Origin of the sequence: Massilia varians (assembly GCF_027923905.1) — a bacterium.
GTDB classification, from domain to species: Bacteria; Pseudomonadota; Gammaproteobacteria; order Burkholderiales; family Burkholderiaceae_D; genus Telluria; species Telluria varians_B.
Genome location: NZ_AP026966.1, coordinates 5,159,445 through 5,184,178 on the forward strand (window position 1 = coordinate 5,159,445; position 24,734 = coordinate 5,184,178).

General features: G+C 66.2%; 22 protein-coding genes and 2 pseudogenes. 7 read left to right on the top strand and 17 right to left on the bottom strand.

All coding sequences use genetic code 11. The features are described 5' to 3' along the window. The first annotated feature begins 61 nt into the window (after positions 1-61). Both MasN3_RS23270 and MasN3_RS23275 read left to right on the top strand, forming a co-directional pair. A complete protein-coding gene (locus MasN3_RS23270) occupies positions 62-919 on the top strand; it encodes an HDOD domain-containing protein (protein ID WP_281910590.1) in 858 nt (285 codons plus the stop codon). A gap of 72 nt (positions 920-991) precedes the next feature. Next, positions 992-2,161, top strand: coding sequence for a tetratricopeptide repeat protein (locus MasN3_RS23275; protein WP_281910592.1), 1,170 nt, complete (start codon positions 992-994; stop codon positions 2,159-2,161). A gap of 31 nt (positions 2,162-2,192) precedes the next feature. Here the strand turns inward: MasN3_RS23275 and MasN3_RS23280 are convergent, their stop codons facing one another. The 3 genes from MasN3_RS23280 to MasN3_RS25340 form a co-directional block, all read right to left on the bottom strand. Next, positions 2,193-2,750 carry a hypothetical protein gene (locus MasN3_RS23280; protein WP_281910594.1) on the bottom strand — a complete coding sequence of 186 codons (558 nt, stop codon included), beginning with the start codon at positions 2,748-2,750 and terminating at the stop codon, positions 2,193-2,195. Between the two features lie 77 nt (positions 2,751-2,827). Then, complete coding sequence (locus tag MasN3_RS23285; RefSeq protein WP_281914581.1) at positions 2,828-3,397, bottom strand: DNA-deoxyinosine glycosylase; 570 nt, start codon at positions 3,395-3,397, stop codon at positions 2,828-2,830. A gap of 91 nt (positions 3,398-3,488) precedes the next feature. Continuing rightward, complete coding sequence (locus tag MasN3_RS25340) at positions 3,489-4,148, bottom strand: TolC family protein (RefSeq protein ID WP_370662312.1); 660 nt, start codon at positions 4,146-4,148, stop codon at positions 3,489-3,491. 162 nt (positions 4,149-4,310) lie between these two features. Between MasN3_RS25340 and MasN3_RS25345 the strand changes: the two genes are divergently transcribed. Then, entirely contained in the window at positions 4,311-4,643 is a 333-nt protein-coding gene (locus tag MasN3_RS25345; protein WP_370662313.1) for a hypothetical protein, read from the top strand. A gap of 81 nt (positions 4,644-4,724) precedes the next feature. Here the strand turns inward: MasN3_RS25345 and MasN3_RS23295 are convergent. The 4 genes and pseudogenes from MasN3_RS23295 to MasN3_RS23310 all read right to left on the bottom strand — a co-directional run. After that, positions 4,725-7,022: pseudogene (locus MasN3_RS23295) on the bottom strand (efflux RND transporter permease subunit); the annotation flags it as partial. Continuing rightward, positions 7,000-7,486 (bottom strand): annotated as a pseudogene (locus MasN3_RS23300) (efflux RND transporter periplasmic adaptor subunit); the annotation flags it as partial. The pseudogenes MasN3_RS23295 and MasN3_RS23300, both read right to left, overlap by 23 nt. A 302-nt stretch (positions 7,487-7,788) precedes the next feature. Then, positions 7,789-8,631 (bottom strand): alpha/beta hydrolase, encoded by an 843-nt coding sequence (locus MasN3_RS23305; RefSeq protein ID WP_281910595.1) that lies wholly within the window; start codon positions 8,629-8,631, stop codon positions 7,789-7,791. Beyond that, a complete protein-coding gene (locus tag MasN3_RS23310) occupies positions 8,628-8,855 on the bottom strand; it encodes a hypothetical protein (protein ID WP_281910597.1) in 228 nt (75 codons plus the stop codon). Before MasN3_RS23310 ends, MasN3_RS23305 begins: the two co-directional genes overlap by 4 nt. A gap of 137 nt (positions 8,856-8,992) precedes the next feature. Here MasN3_RS23310 and MasN3_RS23315 point away from each other — a divergent pair, with 137 nt between their 5' ends. From MasN3_RS23315 to MasN3_RS23330, 4 genes are all read left to right on the top strand, one after another. Continuing rightward, the gene (locus MasN3_RS23315; RefSeq protein WP_281910599.1) at positions 8,993-9,943 is read left to right on the top strand and encodes a LysR family transcriptional regulator; all 951 of its coding nucleotides are present in this window, start codon (positions 8,993-8,995) and stop codon (positions 9,941-9,943) included. 35 nt (positions 9,944-9,978) lie between these two features. After that, positions 9,979-10,425: an Mpo1 family 2-hydroxy fatty acid dioxygenase gene (locus tag MasN3_RS23320; protein ID WP_281910602.1), complete on the top strand. Its 447-nt coding sequence runs from the start codon at positions 9,979-9,981 to the stop codon at positions 10,423-10,425. Between the two features lie 147 nt (positions 10,426-10,572). Next, a complete protein-coding gene (locus MasN3_RS23325) occupies positions 10,573-11,511 on the top strand; it encodes a DMT family transporter (protein WP_281910603.1) in 939 nt (312 codons plus the stop codon). Next, positions 11,508-11,996, top strand: coding sequence for a GNAT family N-acetyltransferase (locus MasN3_RS23330; RefSeq protein ID WP_281910604.1), 489 nt, complete (start codon positions 11,508-11,510; stop codon positions 11,994-11,996). The genes MasN3_RS23325 and MasN3_RS23330 overlap by 4 nt, the downstream gene beginning before the upstream one ends. 306 nt (positions 11,997-12,302) lie before the next feature. Here the strand turns inward: MasN3_RS23330 and hutI are convergent, their stop codons facing one another. From hutI to ada, 10 genes are all read right to left on the bottom strand, one after another. Next, positions 12,303-13,535: an imidazolonepropionase gene (gene hutI, locus MasN3_RS23335; protein WP_281910605.1), complete on the bottom strand. Its 1,233-nt coding sequence runs from the start codon at positions 13,533-13,535 to the stop codon at positions 12,303-12,305. Next, entirely contained in the window at positions 13,528-14,130 is a 603-nt protein-coding gene (locus MasN3_RS23340; RefSeq protein ID WP_281910607.1) for a HutD/Ves family protein, read from the bottom strand. Before MasN3_RS23340 ends, hutI begins: the two co-directional genes overlap by 8 nt. Continuing rightward, positions 14,127-15,503 (bottom strand): formimidoylglutamate deiminase, encoded by a 1,377-nt coding sequence (locus MasN3_RS23345; protein WP_281910608.1) that lies wholly within the window; start codon positions 15,501-15,503, stop codon positions 14,127-14,129. Before MasN3_RS23345 ends, MasN3_RS23340 begins: the two co-directional genes overlap by 4 nt. Further along, positions 15,500-16,288 carry an N-formylglutamate deformylase gene (gene hutG, locus MasN3_RS23350; protein ID WP_281910609.1) on the bottom strand — a complete coding sequence of 263 codons (789 nt, stop codon included), beginning with the start codon at positions 16,286-16,288 and terminating at the stop codon, positions 15,500-15,502. Before hutG ends, MasN3_RS23345 begins: the two co-directional genes overlap by 4 nt. 21 nt (positions 16,289-16,309) lie before the next feature. Further along, positions 16,310-17,857: a histidine ammonia-lyase gene (gene hutH / locus MasN3_RS23355; RefSeq protein WP_281910610.1), complete on the bottom strand. Its 1,548-nt coding sequence runs from the start codon at positions 17,855-17,857 to the stop codon at positions 16,310-16,312. A 10-nt stretch (positions 17,858-17,867) separates the two neighbouring features. Then, positions 17,868-19,571: a urocanate hydratase gene (gene hutU / locus MasN3_RS23360; protein WP_281910611.1), complete on the bottom strand. Its 1,704-nt coding sequence runs from the start codon at positions 19,569-19,571 to the stop codon at positions 17,868-17,870. A 365-nt stretch (positions 19,572-19,936) separates the two neighbouring features. Beyond that, positions 19,937-20,980 carry an IS110 family transposase gene (locus MasN3_RS23365; RefSeq protein ID WP_281909796.1) on the bottom strand — a complete coding sequence of 348 codons (1,044 nt, stop codon included), beginning with the start codon at positions 20,978-20,980 and terminating at the stop codon, positions 19,937-19,939. 206 nt (positions 20,981-21,186) lie between these two features. Continuing rightward, positions 21,187-22,857, bottom strand: coding sequence for an amidohydrolase (locus MasN3_RS23370; protein ID WP_281910612.1), 1,671 nt, complete (start codon positions 22,855-22,857; stop codon positions 21,187-21,189). 94 nt (positions 22,858-22,951) lie between these two features. After that, positions 22,952-23,689, bottom strand: a complete 738-nt coding sequence (locus MasN3_RS23375; protein ID WP_281914582.1) for a 2OG-Fe(II) oxygenase — start codon at positions 23,687-23,689, stop codon at positions 22,952-22,954. Next, the gene (ada, locus tag MasN3_RS23380) at positions 23,638-24,702 is read right to left on the bottom strand and encodes a bifunctional DNA-binding transcriptional regulator/O6-methylguanine-DNA methyltransferase Ada (RefSeq protein ID WP_281910614.1); all 1,065 of its coding nucleotides are present in this window, start codon (positions 24,700-24,702) and stop codon (positions 23,638-23,640) included. The genes MasN3_RS23375 and ada overlap by 52 nt, the downstream gene beginning before the upstream one ends. Positions 24,703-24,734: the final 32 nt, after the last annotated feature.

The window sequence follows — 24,734 nt, forward strand, 5'->3', positions numbered from 1 at the left end:
TAAGTGCTGGGGTATAGTGGCACGGTTGGTTGCTCCCTTCCGCAATCCCTCCTGCCCGCCCATGAATACCGTCGCCGATCCCGTCCCGCACCTCGACCAGGTCGATGCCCTGATCAAATCGATCCGCATCCCACCGCGGCCGAGCCTGCTTGCCGACATGCAGCGCGAACTGGCATCGGAAGACCCCTCCCCTGAAGCGATCGGCAAGATCGTGGCGAGCGACGTCGGCATGTCCGGCGCGCTGCTCAAGCTGGCCAATTCGGCGATCTACGGCGGCCGGCGCAAGGCCAAGTCGATCGAGCAGGCGATCCTGTTCCTGGGCATTAATCAGGTGGCGGCCCTGATGACCGGCCTGCTGGCGCGCCAGGCGATTCCCGCCAACAGCGCCGCGCTGGCCAGCTTCTGGGACATCTCGACCCGCCGCGCCCAGGCCATGGTGTTCCTGTCGCGCCGTCTGCGCATCGGCGAGCCGGACGTGGCCCATACCTTCGGCCTGTTCTGCGACACCGGCGTGCCGCTGCTGATGGAGCGCTTCCCCGACTACGCCGCGACCTATGCCGCCGCCTCGCTGGAAACGCAGCGCGCATTCACCGTGCTCGAGGAGGAGCGCCACTCTACCTCCCACGCGGCGCTCGGCTGCCTGCTGGCGCGCAACTGGGGCCTGTCGGGCGACGTCGGCTGGGCCATCCTGCACCATCATGATTTTGCGGTGCTGGACGACGACGCCAGCGCCGCCGCGGTACGCTCGCTGGTTGCCCTGTCGGTGCTGGCCGAGAGCGCGATCTGCCGCTACCAGGGCCATGCCGAATCGCTCGAATGGAACAAGGGCGGCGCCGCCGCCTGCGCCTACCTCGGGCTGTCCGACGAGGAAACGGCCGAGCTGCTGGACGAGCTGGTGGAAGCCTTCCACGAGCAATAGATACATATCTTTACATCACTCCTGTACAGGTGGATACTGCCTGTAAGGACACCGCGTACCCCGGGAGTGATCATGAAGCGCATCGCCATCCTGCTGTCCCTGTCTCTGCTGGCGGGCTGCGCCAGCGTGCAGCCGCCAAGCGCCCCTCTCCCTCCCTTCGCCGACGCGCGCTTTGCGCCACCAAGCGCGCCGGTCGGCGCCAAGGACTTGTTCACCCTCAGTCCGGCGATGCTGTCCTACCTGAACAGCCAGTCGTTCCACAGGCACCTGCGCCAGAGCGGCCTGCGGCGCGGCCTGGTGGACGCGCTGTACAGCAAGACCGACCTGAAGCTCGAGTACGAATCCTCGAAGACGCGCACCGCCGCGGAAACCTATGCGGACCGCACTGGCAACTGCCTGTCGCTGGTGATCATGACCGCGGCCTTTGCGAAGGAACTGCGCATGCCGGTGCGCTTTCGCAGCGTCGACATCGGCAATGCCTGGAGCCGCGAGGCGGACCTGTACCTGGGCAGCGCCCACGTCAACGTCGCGGTCGGCGAACCGCTCGACAACGGCTTTCGCGACAACGGCCTGCACGAGTTCCTGGTGGTCGACTTCATCCCGCAGAACGAAGCGGAACGCCTGCGCATACGCGAACTGGACGAGGACGACATCGTCGCGCTGTACATGAACAACCGCGCGGCCGAGATGATGGTGCAGAACCGCCTCGACGACGCCTACTGGTGGGCGCGCGCCGCGGTGGACAAGCGCCCCGGCCTGATCGCGGCGCTCAATACCCTGGGCGTGATCTACAACCGGCACGGCGAACTGGCGCTGGCCGAACAGACCTACCGCGCGGCCTTGCTGCGCGAGCCGGAAAACGTGATGGTGATGCGCAACCTGCAGCCGGTGCTTGCCACGCTGGGCAAGCACGCCGAAGCCCAGGCGCTGGCGCAACGCATCGCCAGCATCGAGCCCTTTCCGCCCTATTACCACTTCGACCAGGGCATGCTGGCGCTGCGCGCGGGCGACTTCGACAAGGCGAGACGCCTGTTCGAGCGCGAACTGAAACGCGCGCCCTACAACGACGAGTTCCTGTTCTGGCTGGGCGTGACCCACCTGCGCCTGGGCGACGTGCAGCATGCGCGCGAACAGATCGCCAAGGCGGTCGACAACAGCACGCGGCAGGAGACGCGGCAGCTGTACTCGGCCAAGCTGGCGCAGCTAAGGCGGGTGAACGCGACGGGGACGCGGATTCGCTGATACAACGGGCTGCGCGAGCAACCCTGGTACTTTATGCTTTCGGCTCATCCAGAACCGTGAAGTCAAAATTCCAAATGTGATCGGGATTACGTGTGCAACGAACGAACGTCTTTGCGTTCTCTTTCGGCCCGATTTCCCTTAACTTCAGCTTTCCATCGCACCGAGGACAGTTCCCTTGCACCTTAGTAATGAACGTTTTCCCCGAACTATCCGCTTCAACATTGAACGGCAAATAAGGTAGACGAACAAAGCGGTGGCGGATCAGCGACACGCCGACTATCAAGAAAAAAAGAGCGATCGACAGTATAAGCACGAACAGGAACGAAAGCTCTTTCCAGAAACCTGCAATGGTCGCGATACTTCCAGTCACACCGAGGATACCTGAGACAACGATCCAGCCTGCTTGTAGTGGTGTCCCAAGCAAAGTGAGCGGTTTGGTGTACACGCGATCGATAATCGCGATCGCCTCTGCCGATTGACGTCCGTAGTGGTGGACATCTCCCACATGAAGATGAGAGTTTTTCACCGTACCCGAGCCGATATTGATGCTATGCGAGCCTGACGAGATTTTCGATTCTTCTTGGTCCATATCTTTCTCCAAAGCGACAAAAAGAGCATAGCGCATCACATCCGTTTTTTGCTGAGAACCGGCCAACGAAAGAATTTTTAACTTTTAAATTGATTTTTATCAGTTAGAGAATCCTGATCCAACCAATCCAATTGCATGCCCAACTGTCTGCTCCGCGGAGTCATCAGAACACGCCATTGATCGAGTTTCTGTTCAAAGCTCATCGCCATGTGCGCCGGTGAACTCGACGGCAGCACGAGGGTGCGATAGCCGGCCGCGGCGAACTGCGGCGCGAACTTGCCGGAGGCCTGGCCATTGAAGCCCACCGTTTCCAGTCGCGGGCAGAGGTCCCGCAGGCGCTCGAAGTCATTGGCGGCCGGATTGCGGATGGCGGAGTCGAGGCTGCCTTCACGTTCGCAGCCGGCCAGCACGTCCCACAGGCCGAAGCGGTGCGCCAGCAGGCGCGGCAAGCGTTCTTCATACGGCAGGCTTGCCAGGTCCTCCTTGATCACCGCCGAGATCAGGCGCCAAAATTGATTTCGCGGATGGGCATAGTAGCGCCCTGCGGCCAGCGAGGCGGCGCCGGGAAAGCTGCCGAGGACGAGGACGCGGGTGTCAGGTGCGAGCACCGGCGCAAGGCCAGTCAAGGAGGGAGTTCGATTCACCATGCCCCGATTGTAGCCGGACGAAAAAAAGCGGCGAGTACTCACGCACCCGCCGCAAAGGGCAAAACCCCTGGAGAGACAACAAGAACAGGTGCTACTTCATGGCGACGGCATCGCCATCCTTGCGGGCAGCATCCCAGCCGCCGCCCAGCGTACGGATCAAGGCCACCGTCGTCACCGCACTGTTGCCGCGCAGCTGGACGGCCGTGCGCTCGACCGCCGCCAGGTTGCGCTGGGCGTCGAGCAGCTCCAGGTAGCTGGAACGGCCGGCCTCATACAGCTTCTGCGCCAGATCGGCCGAACGGCGCGCCGACAAGAGCGCCGCGTCGATCTGCTCGGCCTGGCTGGAGAGGATGCGCAGACCGGCCAGGTTGTCCTCGACCTCGGCAAAGGCGGTGAGCACGCTCTGGCGGTAGGCACCCACCGATTCCTCCAGCACCGCGTAACTAGCCTCGACGTTGGCGCGGTTGCGGCCGCCGTCGATGAGCGGCATCGAGGTCAAGAGGCCCAGCACCCAGGAGCGGCTGCTCCATTTGAACACCTCCGACATGGCGCCGCCGACGCCGCCGCCGGCCGCGCTGATGGTCAGCGCCGGGAACATCGCGCCGCGCGCTACGCCGATGCGGGCATTCGAGGCTTCCATCGCGCGCTGGGCGGCGTTGATGTCGGGACGGCGCTCCAGCAGCGAGGACGGCAGGCCGGCCGGAATCGCGGGCAGCGCGGTCGCGTCGAGCAGCGGACTCTTGCCGGCCACGTAGTGCGATGCCGGTTTACCCAGCAGGACCGCCAGCGCGTGCTCGGCGGTCGCGCGCTGGCGCTGCCGGCCGATCGCTTCGGCACGCGCCGTCGCCAGCTCGGTGCGCGCCCGCGACAGGCGGTAAGGTTCGCCGTATAGCTCGTCACCGGCTGGGTCGGCGTGCCCTGCGGCAGTCCGCTGTCGAAGGCCGAAGGACGGGCGCGCTGGGCGCCGACGCCGATGCCGACCTGCGGCGCCCGGTCCGCTTGCGCGATGCCGGCAATTGCCCTGGCCTGCTTGACGCGGCTCGCCGCCACCGCCAGGTTGGCGTTGTTGGCGCCGGCCTCCTCGATCAGGGAAGTCAAGGCTGGGTCGTTAAAGGCGAGCCACCACTGGCCGCGCGGCTGCTGCTCGGCCGGCTGGGCCAGCCTCCAGCGCGCGCCTTCGATGCCGTCCACTTCGGCGGGCAGCTGCGACTCTCGGAAAGCCGTCGGCGTCTCGACGGCCGGCTGATTGAACTCCGGTGTGGCGCAGGCGGTCAGCAGCAGTGCCGCCAACAGCGGGGCCACGCCCCTTGCGATCATGCTGTTCATCTCAATGCACTCCTTCCAGGTCCAGGACCGGCGCTTTCGCCACCGGCGCTTTTTTCTCGAAACGCTTTCCCAGGGTGCGCAGCAGGACGTAGAACAGCGGCGTCAGGAACAGGCCGAAGAAGGTCACGCCCAGCATGCCGGCGAACACCGCCACGCCCATCGCATGGCGCATCTCGGCGCCCGCACCGCTCGAGAACACCAGCGGCACCACACCCATGATGAAGGCGATCGAGGTCATCAGGATCGGACGCAGGCGCAGGCGCGACGCTTCCGGCGCGGCCTCCAGCACGCTGCGGCCATGGTCTTCCAGCTCGCGGGCGAATTCCACGATCAGGATCGCGTTCTTCGAGGCCAGTCCCACCAGCACGAACAGGGCGATCTGGGTAAAGATGTTGTTGTCGCCGCCGGAGAGCTTGACGCCCGCCAGCGCGCACAGGATCGACATCGGCACGATCAGGATCGTCGCCAGCGGCAGGGTCCAGCTTTCGTATTGGGCGGCCAGCACCAGGAACACCAGCAGCACGCACAGCGGGAACACGTAGATCATGGTGTTACCGGCCAGTTCTTCCTGGTAGGTCAGCTCGGTCCACTCGTAGGCGATCCCTTTCGGCAGGGTCTCCTTCGCCAGCTGCTCCATGATGACCTGGGCCTGGCCTGAGGACACGCCAGGTGCCGGACCGCCGTTGATGTCGGCCGCCACGTAGTTGTTGTAGCGCTGGACGCGGTCCGGGCCGTAGCTGTCCTTCAGCTGCATCAGCGAGGACAGCGGGATCATCTCGCCCTTGTCGTTGCGCACCTTCAACTGGGCGATCTGCTCCGGCTGCGAGCGGAACTGCGCATCGGCCTGCACCCGCACCTGGTAGGTACGGCCGAACTGGTTGAAGTCGTTCACGTACAGCGAGCCCAGGTTCACCTGCAGGGTCTGGTAGATGGTCGACAGCGGCACGCCGAGCTGCTTGGCCTTGACGCGGTCGACGTCCGCGAACAGCTGCGGCACGTTGATCTGGTAGCTCGAGAACACGCCCGCCAGTTGCGGCGTGCCCCAGGCCTTGGCCTGCAGCGCCTGCGTGGCTTGATACAGCGCGTCGTAGCCCAGGTTGCCGCGGTCTTCCAGCATCAGTTTGAAGTCGCCGGTGGTGCCCAGGCCGTTCACCGGAGGCGGCGGCAGCACCATCACGAAGGCGTCCTGTACGCTTCCCATGCGCTTGTTGATCTCCGCGGCGATGGCGTCGGCCGACTGCTCCGGCTTGCCCTTGCGCTCGCTGAAGGGCTTGAGGCCGGTGAACACGATGCCGGCGTTGGGCGCATTGGTGAAGCCGTTGATCGACAGGCCCGGGAAGGCGATCGAGGATTCCACGCCCGGGATGTCCTTGGCGATGGACGACATCTTGCGGATCACTTCATCGGTGCGGTCCAGCGAGGCGGCATCCGGCAGCTGGGCGAAGCCGATCAGGTAGCCCTTGTCCTGGGCCGGCACGAAGCCCGGCGGCACGACCTTGAACATGAAGACCGCGGCCACGCCCAGCAGAAGGTAGACGCCCAGCGTTGCGGTTTTGCGGCGCAGGACGGTCTTCACGCCACCTTCGTAGCTGTGCGAGGCACGGCCGAAGAAGCGGTTGAAGGCGGCGAAGAAGCGGCCCAGCGCCCGGCCCATGACACGGGTCAGGCGGTCCTTCGGCGCATCATGGGCTTTCAGGAGCGCGGCCGACATGGCCGGCGCCAGCGTCAAGGAAACGAAGGCCGAGATCACGGTCGAGATCGCGATGGTGAGGGCGAACTGGCGGTAGAACTGGCCGGTCAGGCCGGAGACGAAAGCGATCGGCACGAACACGGCGCACAGCACCAGGGCGATGGCGATGATCGGCCCCGACACTTCCTTCATGGCCTGGATGGTGGCGTCATGCGGCGACAGCCCGTTGCCGATGTTGCGCTCGACGTTTTCCACCAGCACGATGGCGTCGTCGACCACGATGCTGATCGCCAGCACCAGTCCGAACAGCGACAGCGTGTTGATCGAGAAGTCGAACATTAACATGACGGCGAAGGTGCCGACCACCGACACCGGCACCGCCAGCAGCGGGATGATCGAGGCGCGCCAGGTCTGCAGGAACACGATCACGACCAGGGCCACCAGCACCACGGCTTCGAGCAGGGTCTTGATCACCGAGTCGATCGACTCGCGCACGAACTGGGTCGGGTCGTACACGATGCTGTACTCGACGCCTTCGGGGAAGTCCTTGGACAGGGCTTCCATGGTGGCGCGCGCATCCTGGGACAGCCGCCTCGAACTGCGCCTGGGCGGCCCGCGCGTTGGCGTCGAGTTCCTTCTGGGCGGCGGCCTTTTCGTCGAACTCGCGCTGGGCGATGGCTTTGTCCGCCAGCAGGCGCTCGGCGCGCTGCAGTTCCAGGCGCGCCAGGTCGGCACGGGCGCGGTCGGCTTCGGCCTGGTAAGGGCGCGGGTCGATCACGAACAGCACCTCGCCCTTCTTCACTTCGGCGCCCGGCTTGAAGTTGACGGCGGTGATGTAGCCGCTGACGCGCGAACGGATCTCGACCTCTTCCACGGCTTCCAGGCGGCCCGAGAATTCCTGGGTTTCAAGCCCCGGCTTTTCGATGACGATTGCGGCCGAGACCGGCGGTGCGGGGGGCGCCGCCGTCCTCGCTGTTGGCGTCGGCGCAACCAGCGAGCACCGCCGCCATGCCCGCGGCGGCCAGCGGTGCGACCAGTGTCTTCACTTTGCCCATGTGTCGTTGCTTATTCATGATCAACCTTTCTTATTGAAGAGACAAAACTTCCCTGTCCGCAGGCGGGTACGAGCCGGCTGCGGGGAAAAAAGAGGGCCTGTCCGCGCCCGCAGGCGTGGATGCCGTATTCGTTATTGGGAGGGGGCGCCGGGGTCAACAGCGCACGGTGCGCAGGTGGTGCATGTTCATGGCTCACCTCTTTCGTCAGACGGCTCCCTCACGTCGCGCTGGCGACGAATTTTGGGAAAAACGGGACCTCTCTCGTGCGCGCGGCACGTGGTTTTGGGAAGGCAGTGATAGTGAAGTCTGGTGCTGAGCGGTCAGCGATCCAGTCCCGCAAGGAAGGTGGCGATCTCGGCGAGCGCGTGCACCTTGCATGCACATTCGTTGCGCCCGTCGCGTTCCTGCAGGGGTGCCGGCGGCATGCGCCGCACCGTGGTGCGTACGCCGGCGTTGATCAGTTTGGCGCCGTATTGTTCGGCCTCGTCGCACAATGGGTCGTCCTCGGCGGAGAGGATCAGGGCCGGGGGCAGGTTCTTCAGCCGGGTCGATCGCAGCGGCGAGGCATACGGATGCGCGCGGTCGGCGGCGTGCGGCAGGTAGCCGCGGTAGGCGGCGGCGCAGTCGCTGGTGACTTTTTCGCGGTCCGGGCACTGGTTCATCTGGCGCATCGAGCAGGTCGACAGGCCGGGATCGAGCATCGGCATGATCAGGATCTGCCCGGCCAGCTTGGGTGCGGCGCGGTCGCGCGCCATCAGGGCGCAGACGGCGGCCAGGTTGGCCCCGGCCTCGATGCCCATCACCACCAGCTTCTTGCCGGACCAGCCGAGCCTCGACTTGTTCCTGGTGGTCCACAGCAGCACCGCGTGTGCGTCCTCGACCGCGGCCGGGAAGGGGCTCACCGTCGCCAGGGTGTAATTGGAGGCGAGCACCGCGCGCTCGTCGTTGCATTGGGCCATATGGCGCAGGAACTCGTCCGCTTCCTGCAAGTCACCCGAGACGAAGCCGCCGCCATGGAAGAACACGATGAGCGTATCGCGCTTGGCGGGTGTGCCGGCGGTGTAGAGACGGGCGGCCAAGGGCCCCTGCGCGCCGCCGACTTCCAGCTCGCGCACCTCGACGCTGGCCGTTACGGCCTCGTCGCGATCGAGGACGGCGCTCATTGGCCGGCTCCCTGCGCCGCCGCGGCCCAGCGGCTGGACTCGCCTTCCGGGCAGCCCTTGCAATCCAGCGCCAACCGGGTTTCGACCTGCATCGAGAGTGCCTTCAGGCCGCGCGCTTCCGCGCCGGCGGCCTGCGAATAGGCGTCGGTCCCCAGCAGGCCTGCCAGCGCTACCCCGCTCAGGGTCACTGCTACCGTGGTGAAGATTCCGTCCCGCATGCTCATGACCAGCTCCGTTTGTGTTTACATTTTGTTGCGATGCACACACTATAGTCTTCAACTACAATCGGATAAAGATGTCAATAACGAATTGATTGTTCAGAATGCCGAACAATCGACTCAAACAGGAATGGGAGAGCCACATGAACAAGCTCCAGGCCATGGAAGTTTTTATCCAGGTGGTCGACTGCGGCAGCTTCACCAAGGCGGCGGAAATGCTGAACCTGCCCAAGGCGACGGTCTCGACCCTGGTACAGACGCTGGAAGCGAGCCTGTCGGTCAAGCTGCTGCACCGCACCACGCGCCAGGTGATGATCACCTCGGACGGCGCGGCCTACTATGAACGCTGCGTGCAGATCCTGTCGGACGTGCGCGACGCCGAAGAGTCGCTCTCGCGCCACCGCCTGAGCCCGAGCGGCCGCCTGCGGGTGGACACGCCCACCGGGCTGGCTTCGGAAATCCTGATCCCCGCCCTGCCCGCCTTTTTCGAGCGCTACCCGGACATCACGCTTGAACTCGGCAGCACCGACCGCCCGGTCGACCTGGTCGAGGAAGGCGTGGATTGCGCCGTGCGCGGCGGCGAGCTGGTCGACCCGAACCTGATCGCGCGCCGCATCGGCGTGATCAACTTCGTCACCGCCGCCGCCCCAGCCTACATCGCGCGTTTCGGGATGCCCCAGCATCCGCGCGACCTCGACCGCCACCGCTGCGTCAACTACTTCTCGGCCAAGACCGGCAAGATCTCGAAATGGGATTTCACCCGCGACGGCGAGCGCATTGAGGTGGCGCTGCCCGGGTCGATCGCCCTGAACGACTCGAACGCCTACGTGCAGGCGGGCGTGGCGGGCCTGGGCATCATCATGATGACGGACTACCTGCTGGCGCAGCACATCGGGGCCGGGCGCATGGTGCAGGTGCTGCCCGAGTGGAGCAGCGATCCGCTGCCGGTGCACGTGGTCTACCCGCAGAACCGTCACCTGTCGGCCAAGGTGCGGGTGTTCGTCGAATGGATTTCCGAGCTGTTCGCGGGCCACCCCAACCTGCGCCTGCAGGCGCCGCGCCCGAGCGTTCAACAGGCGCTGGAGACGGTGTAGAATCGACGGAAACAACAAGGCACACGGAGACAGACATGGACCACAGCGCATCTCCCCGCAACATCGACCTGCTGCTGGCGCGCTACGCCGAAAGCCACCGCAACCACACCAACGAGATCATCCACTTCGTGTGCATTCCCCTGATCGTCCTGAGCCTGCTGGGCATCCTGTGGGCGATCCACCCGGTGGTGGCGATCGCGGCGACGCTCGCCTCGCTCTACTACTACACGACGCTGTCGCGCCAGTTCGCCCTCGGCATGGGCGTGATGAGCGCCGTGATGCTCGGACTCCTGGCGCTGATGCCCGACATGACGGTGCTGCCGGTGTCGATCGCGATCTTCGTGGTGGCCTGGATCGGGCAGTTCGTCGGCCACAAGATCGAGGGCAAGAAGCCGTCCTTCTTCGAGGATCTGCGCTTTCTCCTGATTGGACCGCTGTTCGTGCTGTCCTTCCTGTACCGCCGCATGAATCTGGCCTATTAACGTAGGGTGGACGGCTTCGCCGTCCGCGCGTTCAACCAACCGGTGCATAACCGCGGTGCGTCTATTCATATGTGATTTGAACGCGCGGGCGGGAGACCCGCCCACCCTACCACTGCAATAAACCGGCGGAGCACGTATACTCGCGCGATGCCTTCTTCCGTCCTCTTCACCGTCGCCTCCCTGATCTGGGGTTCCACCTTCTACGCCATCACGCTGCAGCTGGGCGAAGCGCCGCCAGCCGTCTCGGTGGCCTACCGCTTCTTCCTGGCCGCGGCCACGCTGTTCCTCATCTGCCTGGTACGGCGCGACAGCCTGCGCCTGCCGCTGCGCACCCATGGCTGGATGGCGCTGCAGGGCGTGCTCACCTTCTGCATCTCCTACCTGTGCACTTATCAGTCCGAGCAGTACGTGGTCTCGGGCCTGGTGGCGGTAGTGTTCGCGCTGATGGTGTTCTGGACGCCGCTGCTGAGCAGCCTGTTCTTCGGCACCGGCATCAGCCGCCGCACCATCGCCTGCGGCGTGGTCGCCATCGCCGGCGTCGCCCTGCTGTTCTGGCATTCGATCGGCGCCGCCTGGCGCGACTTCCAGGCGGGCGGCAGTCCGGCCTTCATCGCCGGCGTGATCCTCGCGCTGGCTGCGACCATCGCCAGTTCCGCCGGCAGCATCGTGGTCACCAAGGTGAAGGAACAGTGCGAGAACCTGCCGCTGACCATGGCCTGGTCGATGCTGTGGGGCGCGTCGCTGGTGACCGTGTGGTCGCTGGCGCATGGCGACAGCTTCGTCATCCCGAGCAGCCCGACCTACTGGGGCGGCCTGGTCTACCTGTCGATCTTCGGTTCGGTGATCGCCTTCTTCGCCTACTTCACCCTGATCGGGCGCATCGGCGCGCAGAAGACCGTCTACATCGGCGTGATCACGCCGGTGCTGTCGGTGCTGCTGTCGATCAAGCTCGAAGGCTACCGCCCCGGTCCGGTCGAATTCGCCGGCATGGTGCTGTGCCTGGCGAGCGTGGCCTGGGCCCTGCGCGCCCCCGCTTCCAAACCCGTGCAATCCGCAAACCTGAACAACCCACTCGAAACGCCATGAGCACTTTTACCATCCGTCCCGCCACCCCGACCGACGTCACCCACATCCACGCCATGATCGTGGAGCTGGCCGTGTTCGAGAAACTCGAACACCTGGTGGTCGCCACCGAAGACCTGCTGCACGAGGGCCTGTTCGGCTCGCGTCCGTCGTGCGAAGCCATCATGGGCGAGGAGGACGGCGAAGTGGTCTGCTTCGCGCTGTTCTTCCATAATTTCTCGACCTTCCTCACCAGGAAAGGCCTGTACCTGGAAGACCTGTATGTGCGCCAGTCGCACCGCGGCAAGGGCTATGGCACCAAGATGCTGACCCGCCTCGCGCAAATCGCGGTCGAGCGCAACTGCGGCCGATTCGAGTGGTCGGTGCTGGACTGGAACGAGCCGGCGATCGGGTTCTACCAGCAGATGGGCGCCGACATCCTGCCCGACTGGCGCATCTGCCGGCTCACCGGCGACAGCTTGACGGCACTGGCGGAACGCCGCGCATAAAGAAAAACCCACGGGGCCGTGAGGCGCCGTGGGCGAACCCATTTTGTCAAATGGGGAGGGGAGATGGTGAATCACACGCTTACACTATAGGTGTGGATTCTTAATATTCAATTAGGCCTTACATCTGCTTACCCTTGTTACGATCGGGTCGTGCAGCGCGTTTCCTGTCGTCCTTGGGCTAATCATTCCCGAGTTGGAATCGCGCGGTTTGACGCGAGTCAAACAGCCAGGATTCAGAAGCAGATGCTTGTGCATGCGTAAGGAATACGGGGGCATTCCGTCTCCATTACGCCTCACGGGACAGACCTAGGCGCTGATGTGCGCGGGCCGTACGATGCCGCCGTTGACGACGCTGCGGCAAGGATTCGACCCCATGGCATAGGCCAGGTCGGCCGGGCGGGCAATGTCCCACAGGGCCAGGTCGGCCCTTTTCCCACCTTCCAGCGATCCAATATCCTCGTGCATGCCGAGCGCCCGCGCCGCGTGACGCGTGACGCCCAGCAAGGCTTCCTGCGGCGTCAGGCGCCACAGGGTGCAGGCCATGTTCATGGCCAGCAGCAGGGAGGTCATCGGCGAGGTGCCGGGATTGCAGTCGGTGGCCACCGCCATCGGCACCTTCGCTTCGCGCAGCGCACCGATCGGCGGCTGCACCGTCTCGCGCAGGAAGTAGTAGGCACCCGGCAGCAGCACGGCCACCGTGCCCGCACGCGCCATCGCTTCGATGCCGGCCTGGCTCAGGTGTTCGAGGTGATCGGCCGACAAGCCGCCGTAGCGCGCCACCAGTTCGGCGCCGCGCTGGTCGGACAGCTGTTCGGCATGCAGCTTGACCGGCAGCCCGAGCGCGCGCGCGGCAAGGAAGATACGCTCGGTCTGCGCATTGGTGAAGCCGATCCGTTCGCAGAACGCGTCCACGGCATCGACCAGGCCTTCCTGCGCCAGCTGCGGCAGCATGCGTTCGCAGATGTCGGTCACGTAGTCGTCGGCCCGCCCGGCGAACTCCGGCGGCAGCGCATGCGCGCCGAGAAAGGTCGTGGCAACCCGCACCGGCAGGCGCTCGGCCACTTCGCGCGCCGCGCGCAGCATGCGCGCCTCGGCGTCCAGCGCCAGGCCGTAGCCCGACTTGATCTCGAGCGTCGTCACCCCCTCGGACAGGAGCCTGGCCACGCGCGGCAGGCTTTGCGCCAGCAGCGTCCCGAGGTCGGCCTGGCGGGTGGCGCGCACGGTGGACATGATGCCGCCGCCCTGGCGCGCGATATCTTCGTAGCTGGCGCCGTTCAGGCGGGCTTCCCATTCCTTGCTGCGGTTGCCGGCGTGGACCACGTGGGTATGGCAGTCGACCAGGCCCGGCGTCATCCAGGCGCCGCCGCAGTCGTGCTCCGCCACGGCAGCCGGCGCATCGCGGCGCGCGCCGAGCCAGGCGATGCGGCCGTCCTTCACGGTCAGCGCCGCGTCGATGATCTCCCCGTAGCCGTCCACGGCGGTAGGCATCATCGTGGCCAGATGCACGTTGGTGAACAGCAGGTCCGCGACTTCACTCATAGTTTTCTTCGTCTTCTTCCTCGTGGTACCAGACGTCCACGATGTAGATCATGCCCTGCCCGGCTTCAAGACGCCAGGTCGAGCCAGGCTCCAGCACCACCGCGTCATAGCGCACCATGCCGATGCGCTCCTGTTCATTGCGCAGCTCGAGGGCGTCGCCTTCGGCCAGGAACAGCACGGTCACGTCGGCGCGCGCAACGAAGGTGGAGTCGCCCGTCAGCCGGCGCCGGCCGAAGGTGTGGTAGCAGCGCTCGCTGCGCGTCATGGCATTGAAGTCGGTGCTGCCGCCGCGGCTGAGTTTCGCGATGACCTGCGCGCTGCCGTCGAAGGCCACCACCGGATCGGCTTCGTTCACCAGGGTCGGCTCGCCGTCGATCTCCAGGCTCATGCCGTGGCCCTCGACCAGCGCCAGCGTGCGGTCTACGCCGGGGAAGCTCGAAAAGGCGCCATCCTTCTCGATGGTGGCCAGGCTCACGCGCCAGTCGAAGTCCTCGAAACCGGAATCCGGCGGACCGATGGCGATTTCGGTCGTGCTGCCGCCGCCGTTCTTCCACGGCACCGGCAACAGTCCTGCAAATGGGATCAGTACGGTCATTGGCTCACCTCGCGCAACTCGCGCAGTTCACTCAGGGCCTGGCGGTAGCGCTGCGCAACCGCCTCCTGCGCCACGTGGCGTCCGCCCTGCACCACCCAGCGCCCGCCGCACAGCACGTCGCGCACCAGGTTGTCGTTACCGCAGAACAGGAAGCGGCCGAGCACGTCCTCGTCCCCCACGCCGTCCAGGTTCGGATGGCTCCCGTCCAGCACCAGCAGGTCGGCGCGCAGGCCTTGCGCGAGCGCGCCCACCTTGCGGCCGGCCGCCTGGGCGCCGCCGCGCAGGGCAGTCTGCCACAAGTACTGGCCGACGTCGCGCTGTTGGCGCGTGAAGGCGATGTTGCGGCGCTGGTGGACCAGGCGCTGGCCGTATTCCAGCCAGCGCAGCTCCTCGACCGGGCTTTGCGATACGTGGCTGTCGCTCCCGATGCCGAACCGTCCCCCGAGCTCGATAAACGCCTGCAAGGGGAACAGGCCGTCGCCGAGGTTGGCTTCGGTGGTCGGGCACAGGCCGGCGACGGCGCCGCTGTGCGCGATCGCCGCCACCTCGGCATCGTTCAGATGGGTGGCGTGCACCAGGCACCAGCGCGCGTCGATCCCGACCTGCTCCACCAGGTACTCGACCGGACGCCGGCCGCTGAAGGCGATGCTCTGCTCGACTTCGGGCATCTGCTCGGCGATATGGATGTGCAGCGGCCGTTCGGCCGGCAGGCCGGCCGCCAGCTCGCGTACCTGGGCGATGCCGGCCGCGCGCAGCGAATGCGGCGCGGCGCCGACCTCGAGCTGGCCGCCGCGCAGGGGCTGCAGCGCCTCGACGATGCCAAGGATGTCGTCGACGCCGGTACGGAAGCGCCGCTGCTCGGGACGCAGCGGCTGCTCGCCGAAGCCGGCATGGCTGTACAGCACCGGCAGCAGGGTCAGGCCCATGCCGGTGGCGTGCGCGGCGCCGGCGACGCGTTCGGCGGTTTCGGCCGGGCGCGCATAGGCTTCGCCGTCCGGCGCGCGCTGCAGGTAGTGGAACTCGCACACCGAGGTATAGCCGTGGCGCAGGCATTCCACGAACAGCTGGGCGGCGATGGCCTCGATCTGTTCGGGCGTGATGCGGGCGGCGAAGCGGTACATCAGGTCGCGCCAGGTCCAGAAGCTGTCCGGGCCCTCGCCGGCGCGCTCGGTCAGGCCGCCCAGGGCGCGCTGGAAGGCGTGCGAGTGCAGGTTGACCATGCCCGGCAACACGTAGTCGGCGCGCGCGACGCCCAGCGGCGGCGCAGCCTGCGCGTCGACGCGGGTCAGGTCGCCCAGCGCATCCCACTCGAGCAGCACGTCGCGCTGCCAGCCATCCGGCAGCAGGGCATGGCGGGCGAACAGGGCTCTCATGTGCGCACCCAGTTCACCGCGGCGGCGATCATGTCCTTCAGCAGCGGCTGGACTTCGGCCGCGACCTCGGGTCGATATTCGAAGGGCGCCGCTTCGTTCATGTACAGGCACTGGCACATCTCGAGCTGGATCGCGTGCACGCCCTGCTCCGGCTGGCCGTACTTGCGGGTGATGTGGCCGCCCTTGAAGCGGCCGTTGACCGCGACGCTGAAGCGGTCCTGGGCGCGCGCCACGTCCACCACCGTGGCTTGCAGGCCGGGCGCGCAGGACGCGCCGTCGGCGGTGCCGAAGTTCAGGTCCGGCAGGCGGCCTTCGAAAAAGCGCGGCACGATCGAGGCGATCGAATGCGCGTCCCACAGCACCACGCGGCCGAACTCAGCTTGCAGACGCGCCAGTTCCGCGCGCAGCTGCTCGTGGTAGGGCAGCCAGTAGCGCTCCAGGCGGCGCCGTACCTCGGCTTCGTCCGGCGTCTTTCCGGCCAGGTAGAGGCTCTCGCGGCCGAAGGTGTCGACCGGGCACAGCCCGGTGGTGTCCATCCCGGGATACAGGTTGGTGTTCTCGGGCGGCCGGTTCAGGTCGATCAGGTAGCGCGACCAGCGCGCCGAGATGGTCGACACGCCCATCTCTTCCAGGAAGCCGTAGAGTTCCGGCAGGTGCCAGTCGGTGTCCGCGCGCGCCGTGGCGCAGGGCGCCATGCTGCTTGCTACCTCGTCCGGGATGTCGGTGCCCGCGTGCGGCATCGACACGAGCATGGGAAGCCTGCCTGCCTTGAACCGGAAATCCATTGCCTCTCCTGATCTGTGTTGTTATGGGTGCAGTACAGTGAACAGTTCCTTGATCGATGCCGACAGCTCGCCGTTCACGACCATCAGGCGCGCGGCCTCGATGTCCGGGGCAAAGAAGCGGTCGGCATCGTAGGGCGCCACCCGCGCGCGCAGTTGGGCGTGCACGTGCTCGAGGTGCCCGGAGCTGCGCAGGGGGCGGTGGAATTCGATGCCCTGCGCCGCCGCCAGCAGCTCGATGCCGACGATCACCGAGGTATTGTGCGCCATCTGGTCCAGTCGGCGCGCCGCGAAGGTGGCCATGCTGACGTGGTCTTCCTGGTTGGCCGAGGTCGGCAGGCTGTCGACGCTGGCCGGATGGGCCAGCGACTTGTTTTCCGACGCCAGCGCGGCCGCGGTGACGTGGGCGATCATGAAGCCGGAATTCAGGCCCGGTTCCTTGACCAGGAAGGCCGGCAGGCCAGACAGGTTGGCGTCGATCAGCAGCGCGATGCGGCGTTCCGACAGTGCGCCGACTTCGGCGATGGCCAGCGCCAGCGTGTCGGCGGCAAAGGCCACCGGCTCGGCGTGGAAGTTACCGCCCGAGAGGATCGCCCCATCGTCGGGGAACAGCAGCGGGTTGTCGGTGACGGCATTCGCTTCGATCAGCAGGGTGCGGCCGGCATTGCCGATCAGGTCCATGGCCGCGCCCATCACCTGCGGCTGGCAGCGCAGGCTGTACGGATCCTGCACGCGCTCGTCGCCCACCAGGTGCGAGGCGCGGATGGCGCTGCCCGCCACCAGCTCGCGGTAGATGCGTGCTGCCGCAATCTGGCCCGGCTGGCCGCGCACCGCGTGGATGCGCGCATCGAACGGCGCATCGCTGCCGCGCGCGGCGTCGACCGACAAGGCGCCCGCCACCATGCCCGCCTCCAGCACGCGCTCGGCCATGAACAGACCGTGCAGGGCCAGCGCGGTCGAGACCTGGGTGCCGTTGATCAGGGCCAGGCCTTCCTTGGCCGCCAGGGTCACCGGCGCGATGCCGGCGGCGCCCAGGGCCTGCCTGGCGTCCATCAGTTCGCCTTTATAGCGCACCGGGCCGACGCCCAGCATGGCCAGGGTCATGTGGGCCAGCGGCGCCAGGTCGCCGGAGGCGCCGACCGAGCCCTGCGAGGGAATCGCCGGCATGATGCCCGCGTTGTACAGGGCGATCAGGGTTTCGATGATCAGCGGGCGCACGCCGGAATAGCCGCGCGCCAGGCTGCCGATCTTGGTCAGCACGATCAGGCGCACGATGTTGTCGGCGATGAGTTCGCCGGTGCCGACCGCGTGCGACAGGATCAGGTTGCGCTGCAGGGCTTCCAGCTGGTCGTTCGGGATGTGGGCCTTGGCCAGGATGCCGAAGCCGGTGTTGATGCCGTAGGCCGGGTCGCCCTTGGCGGTGATTCGCTCGACCAGGGCGCAGGAAGCCTCGACGGCCTGCCAGGCTTCCGGCGCCAGCTGCAAGGGCACGTGGGCGGCCCAGACGGCGCGCAGGTCGCTGAGCGTCAGTTCGCCCGGCTGCAGGATAAGAGTGTGGTGCGAGTCGTTCATGTGTGTTGCCTTACTTGATCATTGGGAAAGTCAGGCCATTGCGCTTGGCCGTCTCGATTGCGCTTTCATAGCCGGCGTCGGCGTGACGCATCACGCCCGAACCGCTGTCGTTGACCAGCACGCGCGCCAGTCGCTTGGCTGCCGCCTCGGTACCGTCGGCCACGATGACCACGCCCGAGTGCTGCGAATAGCCCATGCCCACGCCGCCGCCATGGTGCAGCGAGACCCAGGTGGCGCCGCCGGCGGTGTTGAGCAGGGCGTTGAGCAGCGGCCAGTCGGACACGGCGTCGGTGCCGTCGCGCATGGCTTCGGTTTCGCGGTTCGGGCTGGCCACCGAGCCGGTGTCGAGGTGGTCGCGGCCGATGACGATCGGCGCTTTCAGTTCGCCGCTGCGCACCATCTCGTTGAAGGCCAGGCCGGCCAGGTGGCGTTCGCCCAGGCCGAGCCAGCAGATGCGCGCCGGCAGGCCCTGGAAGGCGATGCGCTCGCGCGCCATGTCGAGCCAGCGGTGCACCCGTGCGTGCTGCGGGAACAGCTCCTTGATCTTGGCGTCGGTTTTATAGATGTCTTCTGGGTCGCCCGACAGCGCCACCCAGCGGAACGGGCCGCGGCCCTCGCAGAACTGGGGACGGATGTAGGCCGGCACGAAGCCCGGGAAGTCGAACGCGTTCTCGACGCCCTCGTCCTTGGCCACCTGGCGGATGTTGTTGCCGTAGTCGACGGCGTAGGCACCCATGGCCTTGAAGTCGAGGATGGCGCGCACGTGCACGGCGCACGAGCTTGCTGCGGCGGCTTTCAGGCGCGCGTGCTGGGCCGGGTCCTGCTGGGCGGCCTTCCATTCTTCGACCGTCCAGCCGGAAGGCAGGTAGCCGTTGATCAGGTCGTGGGCCGAGGTCTGGTCGGTGACCAGGTCGGGCACCAGGCCGCCCGCGCGTGCACGCCGCACCAGTTCCGGCAGCACGTCGGCGGCATTGCCGAGCAGGCCGATGGAGACGGCTTCGCGCTTGGCCGTGTATTCCTTGACCATCGCCAGCGCCTCGTCGATATCGCGCGCCTGCTTGTCGAGGTAGCGGGTGCGCAGGCGGAAGTCGATGCTGCTCTGCTGGCATTCGATGTTGAGCGACACCGCACCGGCGAAGGTGGCGGCCAGCGGCTGGGCGCCGCCCATGCCGCCCAGGCCGGCGGTGAGGATCCAGCGCCCGGCCATGTCGCCGCCGAAGTGCTGGCGCCCGGCTTCGGCGAAGGTCTCGTAGGTGCCCTGCACGATGCCCTGGGTACCGATGTAGATCCAGCTGCCGGCAGTCATCTGGCCGTACATGAACAAGCCCTTGCGGTCCAGCTCATTGAAGTGTTCCCAGTTGGCCCACTTGGGCACCAGGTTCGAGTTCGCCAGCAGCACGCGCGGGGCGTCCGCGTGGGTGCGGAACACGCCGACCGGTTTGCCGGACTGGATCAGGAGGGTCTGGTCGTCTTCCAGCTCGCGCAGCGAGGCGAGGATCTGGTCGTAGCATTCCCAGTTGCGCGCGGCGCGCCCGATGCCGCCGTAGACGACCAGCGCCTGCGGGTTTTCCGCGACCTCGGCGTCGAGGTTGTTCTGGATCATGCGGTAGGCGGCTTCGGTCAGCCAGCTCTTGCAGGAAAGTTCGCTGCCGCGCGGGGCGCGGATCGAGCGGGTGGGGTCGAAGCGGGGATCGATGGGCATCGGTGAATTCATGGCGGCTCCTGGGTTGGAAACTGCAATGAGTCTAAGTTGTCTATACAACCAAGTCAACCACATTTATCGTTGCATTTGGTGCTGCTCGTATCTATGGACTCCACCCGGTTTGCAAGAGGAAGATTGAATTTCTGCCTTAGGAAGAGTTTGCTTGTATCTATTCGGCCTGTGTGTTGAGCGTTTCCAGTGCTCTGGCCCTGATGTGATACGCGCGCCAGGATCCTCATAGGGTGACGGCCTCGATGGGCCACTACGAACAGCGGATTCACCCGACGCCGGTCCGACCTGTTGGCATCATTCTTTCTTCATCGTCGCAAACTTGGCGGTGTTGCTCCTTCTTGTTGCTGAGTTAGTAGATCATCTTTTCAAGCCGGCCTGGTCGTGTATTTCGACCAGGCCGGAACATAAGGACGTCCGTGCGTCATCAATGCCCAGATCACCCTGGCCATCTTGTTGGCCAGTGCAGTTGCGGCAACGTTGAAACTGCGTCGCTCTGCCAGCCTTGTCGCCCATTGCAGGAGCTTGTCGGGCTTGCCGTTTGCTGTTCGCAATGCGCTACGGGCACCGTGTATGAGCAGAGTGCGCAGGTAGCTATCGCCCTTGCGAGTAATGCCATACAAGCGCTGCTTGCCTCCACTGCTATGCTCGCGTGGCACGAGGCCTAGATTTGCTGCAAAGTCCCGCGCACTCTTGTAGTGGCGCGGATCAGCGATGGTTGCCTGCACTGCCGTTGCCGTCAACGGCCCTACACCCGGCACTTCCATCAGTTGCTTTGCCAACTCCGATTTCGCGGCCTGATTCAGGCGGCGGTCATATGCCTGGATCCTTTCTTCCTTATCGTCCAGCTGGGCCTTGAGCTCCCAAAACGTCTCCAGGGCCATGCCAGACAAGCCGTTGTCCGAATCGTTCAACCATGCTTTTAGTCCATCACGGAACTTCTCCACGCTCTTGGGAAACACCTGGCCATACTCGCCCGCGAACGCCCGGAGCCGGTTGATCATCGCTACACGCTCGGTCATCAAGGCGCTGCGGGCACGGTGCAGCATCTGCAAATCTTGCTGCGCTGCCGTATTGATCGGCACATACTTGGTCGCACCGCGCGAACGCGCCTCGGCAATTGCGGCAGCATCGTTCATGTCGTTTTTGTTGCCGGTGACATAAGCCTTGACGTGTTGTGCCGCGACCAGCTTGACGTCATGTCCCATCTCGACGAATTTGCGTGCCCAATAGTGTGAGCCAGCGCAGGCTTCGATACCAATCATCGCCGGCGCCATTTGCGTGAACATTGGAAGTACCTGGTCTCGTGCAAGCTTACGCTTGAACACCCGTTTGCCGCTTTCGTCGAGCCCGACAGCGAAGAACACGTCCTTCGCAATATCCAAACCAATCACTTTTGCGTTAGCATTCATGGTGACTCCCCCTCTTGTTTTAGCGTGCCAGCCCAATCTGGCACGCTTGGCACAATGATGCCGATATCGGGAGGGTGGAGTCCATCACATTAGGGTGGACGGGTCCCCCGTCCGCGCGTTCAACAATCACGTGAATCGTCGCACCGCTTGTACTCGTCCACTGTTTGAACGCGCGGACGGCAAAGCCGTCCACCCTACGGTCTACCTCACTTCTTGAACACCTGCTTGCCACCCACCCAGGTCTCCAGCACGCCGGTCTTGAAGATGTCGTAGGTCGGCATGCGGAACAGGTCGCGGTCGATCACGATGAAGTCGGCGTGCTTGCCCGGCTCCAGCGAGCCCAGGCTGTTTTCCTGGTGGCCGGCATAGGCCGCATCCAGGGTGAAGCAGCGGAAGGCCTCCTTCAGCGACATGGCCTGGTTCGGGTACCAGCCCGCCACCGGCTGGCCCGCGTGGTCCATGCGGGTGACGGCGGCGTGGATGCCGAAGAAGGGGTTGGGCGACTCCACCGGGAAGTCCGAACCGCAGGCGATGCGCGAGCCCTGGTGCAGGAAGCTGCGCCAGGCGTAGGCGCCCTTGATGCGTTCCGGGCCGACGCGGGTCTCGGCCATGTTCTTGTCCGAGGTGGCGTGGGTCGGCTGCATCGAGGGGATGATGCCGAGCGACTTGAAGCGCGGGATGTCGTCCAGGGTCACGACCTGGGCGTGCTCGATGCGGTGGCGCTGCCCTGCGCTCCTGGTGGCGGCCAGTTCCTTCTTGTAGATGTCGAGGATCTGCTTGTTGCCGGCGTCGCCGATGGCGTGCACGTTGACCTGGTAGCCCTTGCGCATGGCCTTGGTCATCATGGCGTCCATCTGCGCCTGCTTGAAGAACAGCAGGCCGTGCGAATGCGGCTCGTCGCTGTAGGGCTTGAGCAGGGCGGCGCCACGGCTGCCCAGGGCGCCGTCCGAATACAGCTTGACCGAGCGCAGCGCGTACATGCCGTCGGCGTAATCCTTCAGCGGGCCATTTTTTGCCAACTGGTCAAAATCCTCGCCGGTCCCGCCGATCATGGCGTACACGCGCGTGGTGAGCTTCTTGTTGTCCGCGTAGTCGCGGTACAGGCGGTCCTCCGCCACCCCGATGCCCGCGTCGTGCACGCTGGTCAGGCCCATGCGTGCGATTTCCTGCAGCGATTTGTCCAGCATGGCGCGCCCTTCCGCCTCGGTCTGGGCCGGCAGGACCTTGGTTACCAGCTCCTGCGCCGCATCGATCAGCACGCCCGTGGCGTTGCCGTTCGCGTCGCGCTGGATCTTGCCGCCGGCCGGATCCGGCGTTGTCTTCGTAATGCCGGCCAGCGCCAGCGTGCGGCTGTTGGCCCAGCCGGCATGGCCGTCGACCCGCTCCAGCCAGACCGGACGATCGGACACGACGGCGTCGAGCTCGGCGGCGGTCGGGAAGCGGCCCAGCTTCCAGTTCTCCTGGTTCCAGCCGCGGCCGCGGATCCAGGCATGGTTCGCATTGGCCCTGGCATAGCCGGCGATCGCCTGGATGGCGCCGTCCAGCGAGGTGGTGCCGGACAGGTCGAGCTGGGTCAGCTGCTGGCCCAGGCCGAACACGTGGCCGTGGGCGTCGATCAGGCCCGGCAGCACGGTGCGGCCCTGCATGTCCACCTGGCGCGCGTTCCTTGCCTTCGCCGTCACGTCGGCATTGCTGCCCACCGCCGTGATGCGTCCCTTGTCGTCAAAGGCGAGCGCGCTGAACTGCACCAGTTCGCCCTTGGCGTTCAGGGTGTAGCCGTTGGCGTTGGTGATGACGGTGTCGGCATGGGCCGACCCGAGGACGCCGAGGCCGGCGAGGACGATCAGGGAAGACAGGGGGATCTGGCGCGCGCGCATGCTGATGATTTCTCCGTTTTTTGTTGGGCTTTCCGCTCCTTATGGGCGCGGCACGGAGAAGTGTATAGAAATTCAAGGCAGGGGCATAGCTGCCCTAGCCCGCGTCGTGAAAGATGATCCCCAGGGCGTGCCGCATGCCGCGCCGCAGCCGGCTCACGCCATGCCGCATCGCCACCCGGTACACGCCGCGCGTGCCCTGCACCGGACGCCCGCTCACCGCGAACACGACCGCGTCGCCCTGGCCAAGGGGCACCACTTCGGCACGCGATTGCATACGCGGACGCTGCTCCGTCAATACGAACTCCCCGCCTTCGAAATCGATGCCGGGCCGCGACAGCAGCACCGCCACCTGCAGCGGAAACACCAGCTCGCCGTACAGGTCCTGGTGCAGGCAGTTGTAGTCGCCCTCGCGGTAGCGCAGCAGCAGCGGCGTGGGCTTGACCTGCCCGGCCGCGTGGCAGCGCGCCAGGTAGTCGGCATGCGCTGCCGGAAAGCGGGGCTCGATGCCGAGCATCCCGTGCCAGCGGTTGGCGATGCCGGCCAGCGGCGGATACAGGGCGCCGCGCAGCGCGGCGAGCGGCGCCGGCAGCGGATACGCGAAATACTGGTACTCGCCGCGCCCGAAGCCGTGCTGCTGCATCACGACCCGGCTGCGAAACAGCGCCGGCCGCTCGTACAAGGCGCTGGCAGCCTCGCAGTCCCGCGGCGCCAGCAGGCCGGGGAGCACGGCGCAGCCGAAGGCGTCCAGTTCCGCGGCCACACGCTCCCAATCGACTTCGTTCACGGGCCTGCCTCGCGGTCGAGCAGGCTGCGCTTGCGCTCGATTCCCCAGCGGTAGCCGGACAGGGCGCCATCAAGGCGCACCACGCGGTGACAGGGAATCGCCACCGCCACCGGGTTGGCCGCACAGGCCCCCGCCACCGCGCGCGCGGCCGTGGGCATGCCCAGGCGCTCGGCCAGTTCGCTGTAGCTGACGGTGGAGCCGGCCGGAACCGCGCGCAGCGCCTCCCATACGCGGCGCTGGAAGGCCGTGCCGCGCACGTCGAGCGGCAGGTCGAGGCCCAGCCGGGGCGCTTCGACGAAACCGATCACCTGCGCCACCGTGCGTTCGAACTCGGCTTGCGCCCCCACCAGTTCGGCCCGCGGGAAGCGCGCCTCGAGGTCGCGCACCAGCGGTTCCGGCTCGTCGCCGATCAGGATCGCGCAGATGCCGCGCTCGGTACTGGCCACCAGGATGGCGCCGAGCGAGCATTCGGCCACGGCGAAGCGGATGCATTCGCCCTGCCCGCCGGCGCGGTAGCGGCCGGGCGTCATGCCCAGCAGCGCGGTGGAGGCGTCGTAGAAGCGCCCGCTCGAGCCGAAGCCGGCCTCGTACAGCGCCTCGGTCACGCTCGGCGCCGCCCCCAGGTTCTGCTGCAGGCGCGCGGCGCGGCGCGCGCTGGCATAGGCTTTCGGCGTGACGCCGGTCTGCGCCTTGAACAGGCGGTGGAAGTGGAAGCGGCTCATGCCCACCGCCTGCGCCAGGCTGTCGAGGTCGGGCGGGTCGTCTGCCGCGTCGATCAGGCGGCAGGCCTGCGCCACCGCGGCCGCCTGGCGTTCGCGCAAGGCCGGCTGGTCCGGCTTGCAGCGCAGGCAGGCGCGAAAGCCCGCGGCCTCGGCTTCGAGCGGACTGGCGTGAAAGGCGGCGTTGGCGCGCAGCGCGCCGCGCGAAGGGCAGGAGGGCCGGCAGTACACGCCGGTGCTGCGCACGGAATAGATGAACTGGCCGTCGGCGTCGCGGTCGCGGCGCTGCACGGCGGCCCAGCGCGCCTCGTCGGTGTCAAAGATGCTGGTCATGGCGGTCATGATGAAGTCCCGGTTCGGTGGTATGGGGTACA

Excerpts from the sequence above, each read along its gene's own strand:
- hutH (WP_281910610.1), bottom strand. The coding sequence starts at position 17,857 with ATGAACGACTCGCACCACACTCTTATCCTGCAGCCGGGCGAACTGACG.
- MasN3_RS23270 (WP_281910590.1), top strand. The coding sequence starts at position 62 with ATGAATACCGTCGCCGATCCCGTCCCGCACCTCGACCAGGTCGATGCC.
- MasN3_RS23315 (WP_281910599.1), top strand. The coding sequence starts at position 8,993 with ATGAACAAGCTCCAGGCCATGGAAGTTTTTATCCAGGTGGTCGACTGC.
- MasN3_RS23310 (WP_281910597.1), bottom strand. The coding sequence starts at position 8,855 with ATGAGCATGCGGGACGGAATCTTCACCACGGTAGCAGTGACCCTGAGC.
- MasN3_RS23280 (WP_281910594.1), bottom strand. The coding sequence starts at position 2,750 with ATGGACCAAGAAGAATCGAAAATCTCGTCAGGCTCGCATAGCATCAAT.
- MasN3_RS23285 (WP_281914581.1), bottom strand. The coding sequence starts at position 3,397 with ATGGTGAATCGAACTCCCTCCTTGACTGGCCTTGCGCCGGTGCTCGCA.
- MasN3_RS23365 (WP_281909796.1), bottom strand. The coding sequence starts at position 20,980 with ATGAATGCTAACGCAAAAGTGATTGGTTTGGATATTGCGAAGGACGTG.
- MasN3_RS23330 (WP_281910604.1), top strand. The coding sequence starts at position 11,508 with ATGAGCACTTTTACCATCCGTCCCGCCACCCCGACCGACGTCACCCAC.
- hutG (WP_281910609.1), bottom strand. The coding sequence starts at position 16,288 with ATGGATTTCCGGTTCAAGGCAGGCAGGCTTCCCATGCTCGTGTCGATG.
- hutU (WP_281910611.1), bottom strand. The coding sequence starts at position 19,571 with ATGAATTCACCGATGCCCATCGATCCCCGCTTCGACCCCACCCGCTCG.
- MasN3_RS23345 (WP_281910608.1), bottom strand. The coding sequence starts at position 15,503 with ATGAGAGCCCTGTTCGCCCGCCATGCCCTGCTGCCGGATGGCTGGCAG.
- MasN3_RS23320 (WP_281910602.1), top strand. The coding sequence starts at position 9,979 with ATGGACCACAGCGCATCTCCCCGCAACATCGACCTGCTGCTGGCGCGC.
- MasN3_RS23305 (WP_281910595.1), bottom strand. The coding sequence starts at position 8,631 with ATGAGCGCCGTCCTCGATCGCGACGAGGCCGTAACGGCCAGCGTCGAG.
- MasN3_RS23275 (WP_281910592.1), top strand. The coding sequence starts at position 992 with ATGAAGCGCATCGCCATCCTGCTGTCCCTGTCTCTGCTGGCGGGCTGC.
- hutI (WP_281910605.1), bottom strand. The coding sequence starts at position 13,535 with ATGAGTGAAGTCGCGGACCTGCTGTTCACCAACGTGCATCTGGCCACG.
- ada (WP_281910614.1), bottom strand. The coding sequence starts at position 24,702 with ATGACCGCCATGACCAGCATCTTTGACACCGACGAGGCGCGCTGGGCC.
- MasN3_RS23340 (WP_281910607.1), bottom strand. The coding sequence starts at position 14,130 with ATGACCGTACTGATCCCATTTGCAGGACTGTTGCCGGTGCCGTGGAAG.
- MasN3_RS23325 (WP_281910603.1), top strand. The coding sequence starts at position 10,573 with ATGCCTTCTTCCGTCCTCTTCACCGTCGCCTCCCTGATCTGGGGTTCC.
- MasN3_RS23370 (WP_281910612.1), bottom strand. The coding sequence starts at position 22,857 with ATGCGCGCGCGCCAGATCCCCCTGTCTTCCCTGATCGTCCTCGCCGGC.